The 13670-nt window shown below is 63.9% G+C and carries 13 protein-coding genes; 6 read left to right on the top strand and 7 right to left on the bottom strand.

The window, feature by feature from the left end; all coding sequences use genetic code 11:
• Positions 1-18: 18 nt before the first annotated feature.
• The 3 genes from EB233_RS12600 to EB233_RS12610 all read left to right on the top strand — a co-directional run bounded on the left by EB233_RS12600 (position 19) and on the right by EB233_RS12610 (position 3034).
• The gene (locus EB233_RS12600; RefSeq protein WP_081294073.1) at positions 19-1035 is read left to right on the top strand and encodes a substrate-binding domain-containing protein; all 1017 of its coding nucleotides are present in this window, start codon (positions 19-21) and stop codon (positions 1033-1035) included.
• 230 nt (positions 1036-1265) lie between these two features.
• Positions 1266-2216 (top strand): ABC transporter permease, encoded by a 951-nt coding sequence (locus EB233_RS12605; RefSeq protein WP_244277678.1) that lies wholly within the window; start codon positions 1266-1268, stop codon positions 2214-2216.
• Complete coding sequence (locus EB233_RS12610) at positions 2216-3034, top strand: ATP-binding cassette domain-containing protein (RefSeq protein ID WP_064989591.1); 819 nt, start codon at positions 2216-2218, stop codon at positions 3032-3034. The genes EB233_RS12605 and EB233_RS12610 overlap by 1 nt, the downstream gene beginning before the upstream one ends.
• A gap of 28 nt (positions 3035-3062) precedes the next feature.
• Here the strand turns inward: EB233_RS12610 and EB233_RS12615 are convergent, their stop codons facing one another.
• From EB233_RS12615 to EB233_RS12640, 6 genes are all read right to left on the bottom strand, one after another.
• Positions 3063-3791: an SDR family oxidoreductase gene (locus EB233_RS12615; protein WP_064989590.1), complete on the bottom strand. Its 729-nt coding sequence runs from the start codon at positions 3789-3791 to the stop codon at positions 3063-3065.
• Between the two features lie 33 nt (positions 3792-3824).
• The gene (locus tag EB233_RS12620) at positions 3825-4931 is read right to left on the bottom strand and encodes an ABC transporter ATP-binding protein (RefSeq protein WP_064989589.1); all 1107 of its coding nucleotides are present in this window, start codon (positions 4929-4931) and stop codon (positions 3825-3827) included.
• 4 nt (positions 4932-4935) lie between these two features.
• Positions 4936-5772 (bottom strand): carbohydrate ABC transporter permease, encoded by an 837-nt coding sequence (locus tag EB233_RS12625; protein WP_244277677.1) that lies wholly within the window; start codon positions 5770-5772, stop codon positions 4936-4938.
• Positions 5769-6710 carry a carbohydrate ABC transporter permease gene (locus EB233_RS12630; protein ID WP_244277676.1) on the bottom strand — a complete coding sequence of 314 codons (942 nt, stop codon included), beginning with the start codon at positions 6708-6710 and terminating at the stop codon, positions 5769-5771. The genes EB233_RS12625 and EB233_RS12630 overlap by 4 nt, the downstream gene beginning before the upstream one ends.
• A 66-nt stretch (positions 6711-6776) precedes the next feature.
• Entirely contained in the window at positions 6777-8063 is a 1287-nt protein-coding gene (locus EB233_RS12635) for an ABC transporter substrate-binding protein (protein WP_064989631.1), read from the bottom strand.
• Positions 8064-8217: 154 nt separating this feature from the next.
• Positions 8218-9234, bottom strand: coding sequence for a hypothetical protein (locus EB233_RS12640; protein ID WP_064989586.1), 1017 nt, complete (start codon positions 9232-9234; stop codon positions 8218-8220).
• Positions 9235-9642: 408 nt separating this feature from the next.
• Here EB233_RS12640 and EB233_RS12645 point away from each other — a divergent pair, with 408 nt between their 5' ends.
• The 3 genes from EB233_RS12645 to EB233_RS12655 are packed head-to-tail and all read left to right on the top strand — an operon-like array spanning position 9643 to position 12577.
• A complete protein-coding gene (locus EB233_RS12645) occupies positions 9643-10911 on the top strand; it encodes an ADP-dependent glucokinase/phosphofructokinase (protein WP_064989585.1) in 1269 nt (422 codons plus the stop codon).
• 12 nt (positions 10912-10923) lie between these two features.
• Positions 10924-11697, top strand: a complete 774-nt coding sequence (locus EB233_RS12650) for an SDR family oxidoreductase (RefSeq protein ID WP_064989584.1) — start codon at positions 10924-10926, stop codon at positions 11695-11697.
• 46 nt (positions 11698-11743) lie between these two features.
• Positions 11744-12577 (top strand): DeoR/GlpR family DNA-binding transcription regulator, encoded by an 834-nt coding sequence (locus tag EB233_RS12655; protein ID WP_064989583.1) that lies wholly within the window; start codon positions 11744-11746, stop codon positions 12575-12577.
• Between the two features lie 144 nt (positions 12578-12721).
• Here the strand turns inward: EB233_RS12655 and EB233_RS12660 are convergent, their stop codons facing one another.
• Positions 12722-13591: a LysR family transcriptional regulator gene (locus EB233_RS12660; RefSeq protein ID WP_064989630.1), complete on the bottom strand. Its 870-nt coding sequence runs from the start codon at positions 13589-13591 to the stop codon at positions 12722-12724.
• Positions 13592-13670 lie beyond the last annotated feature (79 nt).

Below are 13670 nucleotides of genomic sequence, written 5' to 3' on the forward strand. Positions count from 1 at the left end.
ACAACTCGGGAGGAGTTCATGTCCATTTTGCGTATCTCGACCGGCGTCGTGTCCGGGACCATGATCAAATCAGCCGCGGCCGGTCTTGTGCTCCTTGGAACCGCCTTTGCGGTAACCGGCCAGGCCTCGGCGGATGAAGTCATCGTCGGCCTCGTCACCAAGACGGAGGTCAATCCGTTCTTCGTGAAAATGCGCCAAGCCGCCGAAGAGGAGGCCAAGGCCAAGGGCGTCAAGCTGATCGCCCGCGCCGGCAAGTTCGACGGCGACAATGAAGGCCAGGTCACCGCGATCGAGGATCTGATCAGCGCCGGCGCCAAAGGCATATTGGTGACGCCGAACAACTCGACCGGCATGCTAGGCATCATCAAGAAGGCGCGCGATGCAGGCGTGCTGGTGATCGCGCTGGATACGGCGACCGATCCCGCCGACGCGGTCGATGCCACCTTCGCCACGGATAATTTCGAGGCCGGCGTGCAGCAGGGCACTTACGCGCGCAAGGCGCTCGGTGACAAGAAGCCGGTGCTGGCGATGCTCGATGGAACGCCTGGCGGCACGGTCGATACGTTCCGCCACAATGGCTATCTGAAGGGTTTCGGGCTTGCCGAAGGCGACCCGGCCATCGCCGGCTCGGCCATCACCAACGGCGCGCAGGACAAGGGCCAGGTCGGCATGGAAAACCTGCTTTCCAAGAACGGCGACATCAACGCGGTCTACACCATCAATGAGCCGGCCGCCGCCGGCGGTTACGCGGCATTGAAATCCTTCGGCAAGGAGGCCGATGTCGTGCTGACCTCGATCGACGGCGGTTGCGCCGGCGTCCGCGACGTCAAGGCCGGCAAGATCGCCGCGACCGTCATGCAGTTCCCCTACAAGATGGCGGCCATGGGCGTCGATGCGGTCGTGGACTATGCGGCCAGCGGCAAGAAGCCGAGCGGGTTCGTCAATACAGGTTCGTTCCTGATCACCGACAAGCCGATCGCAGGGATTGAGTCCAAGGACACCGAATGGGGCCTCAAGAACTGCTGGGGCGACTGATTTAACCCTTTTGTTTTGACGCAATTCCTGTGGGCAGACGTTTCACGCTTTTCCCGGAATTGCTTTGGAACCCTCCCGGCGGGACCATGCCGGACAAGCCGTCGACAAGGCGGTCTTTGTAGCGGCATGGTCCCGTTCGTTTCCGGCCCGACCCTTGAGGCCGGGAATGAGGCGACTGTTCCAGAGGGGCACTTATGAATTCGCCATCGGCACTTTCTTCCGGCAGACCATTGACGATTGCCAAGAGGTTGATCGGCACGCCATCGGTCGGGCCGCTGCTTGTGCTGCTCGCTTTCGGCGTGATCTTCTCGCTGACCAATCCGCGTTTTCTCGCCACGCAAAACCTGTCGATCATTCTCCAGCAGACGGTGATCATCGGCACCCTGGCCATCGGCCAGACCTTGATCATCCTGACCGCCGGCATCGACCTCGCGGTGGGCGCGATATGCGTGCTGGGCACCATCCTTGCCGGGAAGCTGGCGAACAGCGGCTATGATCCGGTCCTGGCCATGGCGCTCGCCGTTCTTGCCTGCACGGCCGCCGGTGTCGCGGCCGGAAGCCTGATCAGCGGCCTGCGCCTGCCGCCTTTTATCGTCACCCTTGGCATTTTAGGCATCATCACCGCAGCGCTCCGGCTGATCTCGGCAGGCGGGGCCTTCGCGGTCAACGACGACTTTCTCGGCTGGACGGGAAACACCATCCGCCTGCACGGTTTCGTCGTCACTTACGGCGTCATCATCATGCTCCTCCTCTACGGACTGGTCTGGTTCCTGCTCAACCAGACCCAATGGGGACGGCATGTGTACGCGGTCGGCAACAATCCGGAAGCCGCCCGTCTCGTCGGCATACCTGTCGGTCGGCTTCTGCTTTCGGTCTACGTGCTCGCGGCGTTCATCTATGGGATCGCGGCCTGGCTGGCGCTGGGCCGAATCCCCAATGCCGACCCCAATGCGCTGCAGACCGCCAATCTCGATTCCATCACCGCCGTCGTCATCGGCGGCACCAGTCTGTTCGGCGGCCGGGGCGGGCTGATGGGCACCCTGATAGGCGCGCTGATCGTCGGTGTCCTGCGCAACGGGCTGACGCTCGCCGGCATCGATCCGCTCTGGCAGGATCTGATCACGGGCATTCTGGTGATCGTGGCGGTGGCGCTCGATCAGTTGACGAGAGGGAAGCGGTGATGGCGCCTGTCGAGCCGGGAACGCAGGCGACCGCCCCAGCTGGCGTCATCCTCGAAGCGCGCAATCTGGTCAAACGCTACGGTCATGTCACCGCCCTCGACGGTGTCGATTTCGAGCTGCGCTCCGGCGAAATCCTGGCGGTGGTCGGCGACAATGGCGCCGGCAAGAGTTCGCTGATCAAGGCACTGACCGGCGCGCTCATCCCCGACAGCGGCGAAATCCTGCTGGACGGCCACCCCGTCCATTTCAAGGGTCCGCTGGAAGCACGCAAACTCGGCATCGAGACTGTCTATCAGGACCTCGCCGTCGCGGCGGCGCTCGATATCGCCAGCAATCTGTTTCTCGGCCGGGAACGCCGCCGCCAGGGCTTTCTCGGCAATGTCCTGCGCATGCTCGACAAGAAGGGCATGCGCGCGGAAGCCGAGCGCAGCATGGCGGACCTGAAATTCCGCCTGCCATCGATCAACAGCGCAGTCGAATCCTTGTCTGGCGGACAGCGCCAGGGCGTCGCGGTGGCGAGAGCCGCATTGTTCGCCAAGAAACTAGCGATCATGGATGAGCCGACGGCAGCGCTAGGCGTCAGGGAAACGGGGCAGGTCCTCGACCTGATCCGGGCAATCCGGCAGCGTGGACTGCCGGTCGTCCTGATCAGCCACAACATGCCGAACGTCTTCGAAATCGCCGATCGCATCCACATCATGCGCCTCGGCCGCCGCGCCGCCGTGGTCAGTCCGAAAACCCACAGCATGGCCGACGTCGTCGCCATCATGACCGGTGCTGCGAAGGTCGAGGAAGCGGCGTCACCACAAGCCGGTTAGCAGGCAACGCCTATCCCTGGTCTCGGCCTTATCGGCAGGTGTAGCCGCCGTCGATGGGAAGGTGGATGCCTGTTATCATCGAGGCGGCGTCGCTGAGCAGGAAGACGATCGGCCCGGCGACCTCGTCTTCCGTCGCCCAGCGTCCGAGCGGCATCTGTTTCAGGAACGGCTCGGCGACATGCGGCTGGCTCCAGTGGCCGGACGAAATCGGCGTCATCACCACGGTCGGGTTCACGCTGTTGACGCGGATGTTGTATTTGCCCAGTTCCAGCGCCGAGCAGCGGGTGATGTTTTCCAGTGCTGCCTTGGACGAGCCATAGGAGATATGGCCGTCGAGCGCGACCAGCGCCGCCTGGCTGGAGACGTTGACGATCGCGCCGCCCTTGCCGATCGCCACCATCTGCCGCGTCGCATATTTGGTCACCAGCAGCGCGCCGCGCGCGTTGACGGTAATCACCTTGTCGAAGATGGCGATGTCGGTGTCCATCGGCGTCGCGATCTCGCCGCCGAAGCCGCCGCAATTGACGACGCCCCACAGGTCGAGGCCTTCGAGCGCGTCGCGGATCTCATCCTCCGAGGCGAGGTCGAAGACAACTGTCCGGCAACCCGTCTCCTCCGCGATTGCCGCGAGCGCCTCTTGCGAGCGTCCGGCGGCGATCACATTGGCATTGGCCTTGACCAGATGCCTCACCGTTGTGCCGCCAATGCCGCCGCTGCCGCCCGTCACCAGAATGTTTCGCCCCTGAAAATCCGTCATGGTTCCCTCTTCGTGTTGTTCCTCAAACTCGTGTCAGGCGGGCTCGGTGGCTGCCGCCGGATCGGAAATGCGCTGACCTGCCTCGTTGAAGAGATGGCAGGCGCGGGATGGCAAGGAGATGGCGATGCGATCTCCAGCGCGGACTATGCGGCCACCGCTGTCGCGGATGACCAGGCTCTCCTCGCCGTCGCGCACGTGAATGAAGGTGTCGCTGCCCAGAAGCTCGACCACGCTTGCCTTCACGACGAAAGCATCGGCCTGGCCCTCGGCGGACAGCACGATATGTTCAGGCCGGATGCCGAGCGTGACTTCGGCGCCCGTCGTCAGTGCGTTGGAAACCGGCATGGCGAGGGAAAGCCCAAGGTCCAGCCCGACCGTTGCCCGGTTGCCTTCGACCTTGTCGACACGGCCCTTCAGGAAATTCATCGCCGGTGAACCGATGAAGCCGGCAACGAACAGATTGGCCGGCCGGTGATAGAGGTCGAGCGGCGCGCCGACCTGCTCGATGCGGCCACCATTCATCACCACGATGCGGTCGGCGAGCGTCATCGCCTCGACCTGATCGTGGGTGACATAGACCATGGTCGAGGCAAGCTCGGCCTTCAGCCGCGCGATCTCGACGCGCATGCCGACACGAAGGGCCGCGTCGAGATTAGAGAGCGGTTCGTCGAGCAGGAAAAGCTTCGGCTTGCGCGTCATGGCGCGGCCGATGGCGACGCGTTGGCGCTGGCCACCGGAAAGCTCGCGCGGCTTGCGTTTGAGATAGGAGCCGAGCCGCAGTTTCTCTGCGGCGCGGCCGACGCGGTCGACGATCTCGGCCTGTGGCGTGCGGGCGATCTTCAGCCCGAAGCCGATGTTGCGGTCGACATTCATATGCGGATAGAGCGCATAGGACTGGAAAACCATGGCCACGCCCCGTTCCGGCGGCTCGGCACCGCTCATGTCGACGCCGTCAACCAGGATGCGGCCCGAACTGATCGGCTCAAGCCCGGCGATGATGCGCAGCAAGGTCGACTTGCCGCAGCCCGACGGTCCGACGAGCACGCAGAACTCGCCGTCCTCGATGGTCAGGGACAGTTCGGGGATGACCACGGTGTGGCCGAAGGCCTTGGTGACCTTGTCGATGATGAGCGTCGCCATCGGCCTAGCCTTTCACCGCGCCGGCCAGCAGGCCGCGCACGAAGGCGCGCTGCACCAGCACATAGAGGAGGATGAGGGGGAGCGCGATCAGCGTCAGGATGGCGAAGAGCGCGCCGGGGTTGGCCATATAGAGGCCGGAATACTGCATCGGCACGATGGTCAGCGTCTTCATCTCGCTCCTGGTCAACACGATGAGGGCGAGGAAGAACTCGTTCCAGGTGACGATGAACTGCCAGATGGTGACGAAAACCAGCGCCGGCCGCACCAGCGGCAGGGCGACATGCCAATAGGTCTGCCACGGGTTGCAGCCGTCGACACGCGCGGCCTCGAAAAGCTCGCGCGGCGCGTCTTCCATGAAGGCCTTCAGGATGACCATGGCGAAGGGCACGCCGAGCGCGGCATAAGGCAGGATGAGGCCGATATAGGTGTTCACCCAGCCGAAATTCTTGAGCAGGATGGCGAGCGGCAACACCATGGAGGCGAGCGGCACCATCAGCGTGGTCAAGAGCGTCGTATAGAGCAGCATCGAGCCCTTCAGCCGCAGGATCGCGCAGGCAAAGGCAAACAGCGATGAGACCGCGACGACGATCGCCACCGTCGCGACGGTTATGATCAGGCTGTTGAGGAAGATCCCGCCCAGCGGATTGTCGCGGATCACGGTGACGAAATTGTCGAAGGTCACCGGCCAGGTGAAAAGAGCTGCGTCGAAGGCCTGCGCCGGCGTGCGCAGGCCGATCGACAGCATGTAGACCTGCGGCACCATCCAGAAGCCGAGCACAATGAAGAGGACGGCGTGGATGACCACGCCGCGGATGCGGCTGCGGGCGAGCGGCGCCATCATGTCTCGTCCCTGCCTGCCGGCGACAGGCGCGCGCCGAGCACCGCGATCTGGACCAGCGACAGCACCAGCGCCACGACCAGCACGATGACGGACAGTGCCGCGCCGCTTCCCGTGTCGCCGAGCACGAAACTCTGCTTGAAGATGAAGGTGCCGAACACCTCGCTGGCACGGTTTGGGCCGCCGCCGGTCATCAGGTGCACGATCGGGAAGGTCTGCAGCGTGCCGATGACACCGAGCAGCAGCAGCGATTTGGTCGCCGGCGCCAGCATCGGCACGATGACGTGCACGGCAAGCCGCCAGCCCCTGGCGCCATCGATGCGGGCGGCATCGAGCACCTCGTTCGGCAGGTTGGCGATGCCGGCGATGTACATCAGCATCGAGAAGCCGGTCCATTGCCAGATGTTGACGACGATCAGCGCGTAGATCGCGGTCTTCGGATCGCCGATCGGCGAGGTCATCATGACGATGCCGACATGCCTGAGATATTCCTGGGCGATGCCATAGTAAGGGGCGTAGATCTGCACCCAGACCAGGCTGATGACCGAAACCGAGGTCACCACCGGCAGGAAGAACATGGTGCGGAAGAAGCCGCGCAGCGCATGGGTGTGGCGCTCGATGAAATAGGCGAGCAGGCCGCCGATCAGCATCTGCACGGGGATGGTGATGGCGCCCCAGAGCGCCATGTTGCGCACCACGATCCAGAAGGTCGGATCGCTCAGAATGGTCGTGTAGTTGGCAAGGCCGGCAAACACCACGCCGCCATCCGTCCTGCCGGCGTAAAAGCTTTGCTCTGCAACCCATAGAATTGGATAGGCGACGAAGACGACGAACAGCAGCGTTGCCGGCAGGGCAAAGAGATAGAGCATCGAAGCTCTCGATGCCGATCGCCGTTTCACCGCCGCGACGGCGGCTCCGGCTCGCATGGCCTCTGCGCTCATGATGCTCGCCATCTTATACCGAAAAAGGGCCGGGCGCGTCTCCACGCCCGGCAGTTGGTCCTGGGTTTATTTCGCCGCGAGAGCTTTCTCGGTCGCTGCCTGGACCGCGGCCAGGGCGGCTTCCGGCTCGATGCTGCCGGCGGCGACGCCGGCAAGCGCGTTGTCGAGCGCCTCGGCGACCGCCGGGGAGGCGAAGCGCTGGTTCTCGGCTTTGGGCAGGTCGGCCATGAAGCGCGCCGACATGTCCTTGACGTGGTCGGTGATGTCGCCCTTTGGCGAATTTCCGTCGAAGGCCGGCAGGTCGTTGAGGTCGTTCAGCGCTTCCTGCAGGCCGACGCCGTTGGTGAGTTCGGCAAGGAAGGTCCAGGCTTGCGGGTTCTTGCCGCCATTCTTGGTCAGGCCGTAGCCGATGTCGATGCCGCCGACCGGCGGGCTGGCGGCGTTGCCGTCCTTGACCGGGGGGAGGTAGAAGAAATCGAAGCCATCCATGTTCTGCACGAATTCCGACAGCGGCGGCGGGAACTTGCTTTCCTGCATCCACCAGGAACCGAGCGCCATCATACCGACCTTGCCCTGCGCGAAGAGCTGCGCGCCGGTCGGATAGGCATGCGCGCCAAGCGCGCCCTGCTGGAAGATGCCGTCGTCGAATAGACCCTTCCAGGCCTTCATCGCGGCGACGAGTTCCGGCGCGGTCCAGGGCGTCTCACCGGCCTGTGCCTTGTCGACGATGCCAGCCGAGAACTGGTTGGCGAGCATCAGGAAAACATTCTCGTTCTGCCAGCCATCGGCCGCGCCCTGGAACATCGGGATATAACCGCCATCGGTCAGGGCCTTGGCCGCCGCCTTCAGATCGGCATAGGTCTTCGGCGGCGAAAGGTTGAGTTTCTCGAAGATCTTGCGGTTGTACCAGATGCACAGAACCTGCGATTCCTGCGGGATGATGTAATAATTTTGGTCGCCCTTCGGATTGCCCATCAGCATCTGCTTGCGGTTGACGGGGAAGATCTTCTCCGCCCATTTGTCGCCCCACTGCTTGGCGGCGCGTTCGTTCACCGCTTCGAGGTTCTCGCGATATTGCTGGGTCAGCGAACCGGGCTGCAGGCCGATGACGTCGGGCAGGCTGCCCGAGGCCGCGGCCGCCTTCAGCGCGGTGATGTATTCAGGCGAGTAGTTGTAATAGGTGTAGTTCACCTTGACGTCGGGGTGGGCCTTCTCGAAAGCGTCGATCGACTTCTGCATCGTGCTCTGGACGAACCAGGACCAGACGGTGACCTCTTTCTGATCGGCATAGGCGGATGCGGAATAAAGCGTGGCGGCGAGCATCGTCGTCGCAAGAAACAGCATTTTTCTCATCATATTCCTCCCTTTTTTGCTCCCAGATTAGCGCGTCGCGAGCCTCCACTCGCGGGCGCGGCGACCCATTACCGGGTCACATTCCCAGCGATGACGGTCATTTACCGTCATCGCGGCTTAGCGGCCGATGCCGCTATCGCTCCTTGGTTCGGCGTCAGGCGGCTTTCGCGGCCGCCGATGTCAGCACCTCTTCGGTGATCACCCGATCGTCGGCGAGCGGCCGGTTCGGCGTCAGCCCGAGTTTCTGCAACTCGCCGTGATAGGCGCGCACCGCTTCCTCCGGAGCGATCGTGCCGTCGGCAACGGCCCGCATCAGCACGATCAGCTGCAGCGGCGCCTCGGCGAGATTGATCTTGCGGCCGAACAGTGCCAGGCGGGCGCCGTAGCGCTCCGACTGGGCGACCAGTTCGAACGTGTCGCGCGTGGTGCCGGCGCCGCCGCCGAGCACGCCGATGATCAGCTCGCTATCGAAGGAGGCGAGCTCGTCCAGTGCCTTCGGTCCGTTGTAGGGCGTCTTCAGGAACAGCGGCCGCTCGGCCTTCGGCACGCTCGCCAGCGACTTGATGATGTTGTCATTGACGAACTCGCCGATCTGCTCGCGGCTGAAGCCGAGATCGACGCTTGGGTTGAACACCTCATAGAAATATTTGAAGCCGGTGCGGGCCGCCTCGGCGCGGAATTCGGCGAAGGCATTCAAGGCACGGAGATCGAGCTCGACATCGTTGCTGAAGGAGACCGAATAAAGCGCGAGGTCGGTGCCGTGCGTCGGATAATTGGCGATGGCACGCGTCAGGTTCGCGTCGCGGAAGGGCAGGGACGCCGTCTGCGTGTAGGTGCCATGGCGCACGGCACCCCAGCACATCGTCTCCAGATTGCCGCGGATGGCGGGCTTCATCTCGCTGCCGGAGAAGGCGGCGCGCTCATCGAGAAGCTCGAGGTTGGATTGCGACACCAGCATGATGTCGACGATGTCCTGTTTGATGATCGCTTCGATCTGGGCGATGAACTCCTGGCGGCTGCGGCGGCGTGGCGGCTTGACCGAATAGTCGAAGCCCGTCGCGGTCACGCCGGCGCCGACATCGCTGTCCTTGGCGTCGGCGATGACGAAATCGGCTCGCGTGTAGCGGCCCGCGCGAATGTTCGCCAGCTTCCTGTCGAGTCTCGTGACCATGGGTATTCCTCAGAAATTCTGTTGTCGGGGTTCGGCGGCGGGCGCTTTGCCTTCGCTGCATCAAGCGTCACCCATTTGCGGATATTTCCCATAATCTGTCAATAGCTATCTAAATCTCTCTATTTTTGAATTTTCGCCCGTCCTCCACGGAAAGTGCGTAATGGCAAAGGATTGGGCGATCAAGGATCTTATGCAGCCAAGCGACTGTTATATAATGAAATATTTGAGAGAAATCATGACGGATGGAATTTAACGATTTTGATGGGAAGGCTTCGTTGCAGGCTTCAAAGCTTCGCGGTTCTGGGGACGAATTTGGGCGGAATCGATGCCAAAGGGCGAAAATCGCATTGACGGTTTGAAAGATAATGGTAGCAATTGGCAGCGCGCCCAGACGAGGAGAAGCGCAAGATGAATCATGCTTTCACTGGATCGTTCGCACAGCGCTATGCCGCTCTGATCGATCCACGATCGGGGCTGCTCGGCGTGGATGCCCTGGCCTCGGCGGGGCTCTTCCTGTGCGGCATCAGCGCCTGTGTCGATGCACGGGTCGAGATGAGCGACATCCAGCCGCTGCTGGAGGCGCCGGCCGACATGCAGGCGGCGCGGCTTGCCGCCCTACTGCTTTCGCGCGCCGCACGCGGCGTCGGCGGCGAGGTGCGGTTCGACTGGCCCGAAGGCCCGGCATGGCTGCGCGAGCGCCTTCAGCCACGTTATGCGCTGGGCGGAACAGGACCGCAGGCGGCCTGGGTGCTTGCTGAACTTGGCGTTCCCTCCCTGGTCGCGCTCGAGGATCGCCATGCCTTGATGCTGCGGCAGATACCGTCGGGGGTTCTGCTGGCGGAGAAGGGCGAGCTCAAACAGGTGGACAGGGTGCAGCCCTCCGGTCCGCACATTCCCGAGATATTCATCTTCGAATTCACCGCAGGCCGGGCGATCGGCGCCGTCGTGCCGACACGCTCCTCGCGCGTTGTCGTTCGCTTCCTCGATCGCGGGATCCAGCACGACGGGGATTTCGAGGTTCTGTCGCGGCGGCTGGCGTCTTCGGCGGCCGCCGGGCTGCTGTCAGGACTGAACGACGAGGCAATCGAAAATGTCGGCATCGCCAGCCGGCATGTCTTTTCGTTAGGCCGCGACTGGAAGGCCGCCGGCCTCGGGACGATCCATTTCGAGCTGGCGGGCTACGTATCGCAAGAGGCGGTCGAGGAATTGCTTTCCCACGCGGGCGGCGCCATCACTTCGCTCGGCATGAGCCATTCCGAACTGCTGGCGATGAACCCCTCGGCCGATCATCCGATGGAAGCTTTGATCGCGCTTGGCGAGCGGCTCGGCCTCGATCGGGTCTGCGTACACGCCGATACGTGGGCGGCCGCCGTGACGCTCAACGATCCGGTCGAAGAGGAACTGGCGCTGATGGCCGGCTGCGCCATCGCCAGCGCCAGGGCGGCCAATGGCGCGCCGGCCAAGACCATCGCGATCGCGCCGGCCGCCGAGTTCCACCCGCTGCCCTTCGAAACGCCGGTGCGCAAGGGACGCTGGACTTTCGTCGCCTGTGCGTCTCCCTATCTGGACAGACCGGCGACGACGCTCGGCCTCGGCGACAGTTTTACCGCCGGTTGCCTGCTCATCCTCGGACGAAACCGCCACGCCGACGCCGGCGCAAACCTCCAACATGCCTGAAGGACATCTTTCATGTTTCTCGAACGCTTCCGCCTCGACGGCAAGACGGCTTTCATCACCGGTGGCGGCCGCGGCATCGGCCTGTCGACGGCCGAAGCGCTGGCTGAAGCCGGCGCCAAGGTGATCATCTCGGACATGGACAGCCAGATTCTTGCGGCCGGACGCGAGGCGTTGCGGCAGAAGGGCTATGACGTCGAGGCGGTGGAACTCGACGTGACGGACTCCAAGGCGGTTGCGGCGGCCGCGCTGTCCGCCAACGAGCGCCATGGCGCGGTCGACATCCTGATCGCAAATGCCGGCATCGCCTGGCCGGACACCGGCGGCGAGGCGATGACTGACGAGGTATGGCTGAAGGTGGTCGATGTCGACCTCAACGGCGCCTATTGGTCGTGCCGCGAATTCGGCAGGCCGATGCTGGAGCGCGGCCGCGGCTCGATCGTCACTCTCGGCTCGATGTCCGGCCTGATCTCCAACAAGCCGCAGCGCCAGGCGCACTACAACGCCGCCAAGGCCGCCGTCCACCACATGACGCGCTCGCTGGCCGGCGAATGGGCCGAGCGGGGCGTCCGGGTCAACTGCGTGGCGCCGACCTATGTCGATACGGTGATGTCGCGCGGCGGCTTCACCGACGAGACACTGATGCCGGTATGGATGGATATGACGCCGATGCGGCGCGTGGCTGGCCCGGACGAAATCGCGGCCCCCATCCTGTTCCTCGCCTCGGATGCCGCCAGCGCCATGACCGGCGCCGTGGTGGTTGTGGATTGCGGCTATACGATTTGGTAGGGATGGCCGATTGGCCCGGATCCGTCGGCAGCCAGACAGGTAAGGCATGGACACTCCCAGCAAACGCGTCGATATGGTTCCCGCCAAGCGGCAGGCGCTCATCCTGGAGCATCTGCGCGTCAATGGCGCGGCCTCGATCCAGGAGCTTGCCGACACGATCGGCGGCTCGCAGTCGACGGTGCGGCGCGACCTCGAGCATCTGGTCGAAAAAGGCTATCTCGAACGTACGCATGGCGGCGCGCATCTGCTGCAGCCGATGCGGGCGACCTTCGAGCGCGAGACCACGGTCAATGCCGAATTGCAGCACGCCGAGAAGGTCGCCATCGGTCGCGAAGCGGCCGGGCGGCTGAGCGCCCGCGACAGCGTCATCTTCGACAGTTCCTCGACCGTCATGGAGGCGGTGCGCGCCACCGCGGAGCGCGACCTGCCGCTGACCGTGGTGACCAACAGCCTGGAAATCGCCGACTTCGCAGCGGACATCAAATCCTGGCGTATCATCCTGCCGGGCGGCACCGTGCGTCCCGGCTATCGGCACCTCGCCGGCGAACCCGGCGAAAGCTTCATCAAGACGCTGCACGCGGACCTGTGCATGACCGGGGCGTCGGCCGTCACCGGCACGCTGCTGACGGAGACATCGCTGGAAGTGGCTTCGCTCAAGCGCGCCATGATCTCGTCGGCCCGCAAGACGATCCTGCTCGTCGACAGCTCGAAGTTCACCGCACCTGGCTTCTGCACGCTGTCGGATATTTCCGAGATCGACGAGGTGATCACCGACGAGGGCATCTCCCAGGACGCGCTTTCATCGTTGCGCTCGGCAGAGCGAAAGGTGACGGTGGTTCGCGCCGGTGCCCTGCCGACATCAGGTCGTTCCAGATTCTAAGGCCTGCGAGAAAAAGCGGCCGCTGCCCTGCGATCTATCAGGAACGGTGATCCTTGAAGCGGTTCCAGGCATGCGTCCGGTTCCTGCATCAGAACAGGTGACCCGTAGGGCGTCGACGCGCGTTTCGCCTCGACTTCCGAGAACTTACCGGATCGGAGTCTCGCCGCGAAACAGCGGCTGGTGCGCTTGCATCAGGGCGGCAATCCGGCCGGCGATTTTTCGCACCGGCGGGGCGTGACGTTCCTCGTGATGGGTGACGATCCATTGGTCGGTTTCGAGTTCGGGGATGGGCTGGGCGACACGGACCAGCCGCGGATCGCTGTCGCCGACAAAGCACGGAAAGACCGAAAGGCCGGCGCCGGCGGCCACCAGTTCGCGCACCGAATGGGTGTTGTTGCCGCGCACGGCGATACGGTCGCCGTGATGGGCCTGCAGCCAGCGCGCCGAGGCAATGTTTGCCCCTTCACCGGTGACGCCGACGAACAGACCGGCGGCGATGCCGTTGACCAGGTGGCGTCCGGAATAGATGGCGTGGGCGACCTTGCCGCTCTGGCGGCCAGCCAGCCACTGCTCGGTCGGCCGCTGGCTGCGGATGCCGATGTCGGCGGCGCGGCGACCGATGTCGACCCGGTCGGTGGTGGTGACGAACTCCACCCTGATGCCGTCATCGACCGTCCAGACCTCGCCGATATGGCCTGAAATGAAAGCCGAGGTCCATGGTCCGGCCGAGACGCGGACAATGCGATCCGGCAGGCTTCCTTCACGCCAGCGGGTGAGCGATTGCATCGCCGCCTCGACGTCCTCGGCGCGCCGCAGCAGTTCCTCGCCGACCGGGGTCAGCCGGTAGCCGGTCTGCTGGCGCACGAACAGGGGTTCGCCGATCTGCCTTTCGAGCGCGGTGACGCGCCGTCCGAGCGTGGCCGCACTGAGGCGCGTGGTTGCCGTCGCCGCGCTAAGGCCACCCAGCCGCGCAACGTCGAGAAACAGCCTTAAATCGTCCCAGCCAATATTCATTTTGCAGAAATGAAAAATACCTTGCGACCTTGGCTGTAGCGCAAAGCCGGCATGATGCGCAAGTATGCGGGCGTTGGCG

Source organism: Mesorhizobium erdmanii, from assembly GCF_013170725.1.
Classification (GTDB): Bacteria; Pseudomonadota; Alphaproteobacteria; order Rhizobiales; family Rhizobiaceae; genus Mesorhizobium; species Mesorhizobium erdmanii.